The 766-nt window shown below is 58.4% G+C and carries 1 protein-coding gene; it reads left to right on the forward strand.

Going from position 1 to position 766, the window contains the following annotated elements; all coding sequences use genetic code 11:
- The coding region (locus tag B2R48_RS18265; RefSeq protein ID WP_297003284.1) for an Ig-like domain-containing protein at positions 1–766 on the forward strand (766 nt) is incomplete at both ends.

Below are 766 nucleotides of genomic sequence, written 5' to 3' on the forward strand. Positions count from 1 at the left end.
GACGCTGGGTTCCGACCAGCTTGAAGGTTTGACGATCACGCCGGCTGAAGACTTCAGTGGGTCGTTTGATCTGGGTGTGACGGCGACATCTTCTGATGGTTCGGATGTTTCCACCTCAACCGGTTCGATCACGGTGGATGTTGATGGCGTCGCCGATGCGCCGACGCTGGATGTGTCCGATGCGTCCGGCAACGAAGATAGCGCCATTGCGCTTGATATCGATGCAGGTCTTACGGACTCCAGTGAGACGCTGACGGTCACCATCTCCGGTGTGCCGGATGGTGCAACTCTGTCTGCGGGCACTGACAATGGCGACGGGACATGGACGCTGGGTTCCGATCAGCTTGAGGGTTTGACGATTACCCCGGCTGAGGACTTCAGTGGATCGTTTGATCTTGGCGTTACCGCGACGTCTGCTGATGGTGAAGACGTTGCCAGCGCGACAGGATCTATTACGGTTGATGTCGATGGCGTCGCCGATGCGCCGATCCTCGATCTATCCGATGCGTCAGGCAACGAAGACAGTGCTATTGCGCTTGATATCGATGCCGGTCTGACGGATTCCAGCGAGACGCTGACGGTGACCATCTCGGGTGTTCCGGACGGCGCGACCCTGTCCGCCGGTACCGACAATGGCGACGGTACGTGGACGCTGGGTTCTGATCAGCTTGATGGTTTGAGCATCACCCCGCCGGACGATTTCAGCGGGTCGTTTGATCTTGGTGTTACGGCGACGTCTGCTGATGGTTCGGATGTTGCGACTGCC

This window comes from Thalassospira sp. UBA848 (assembly GCF_002295455.1).
GTDB lineage: Bacteria > Pseudomonadota > Alphaproteobacteria > Rhodospirillales > Thalassospiraceae > Thalassospira.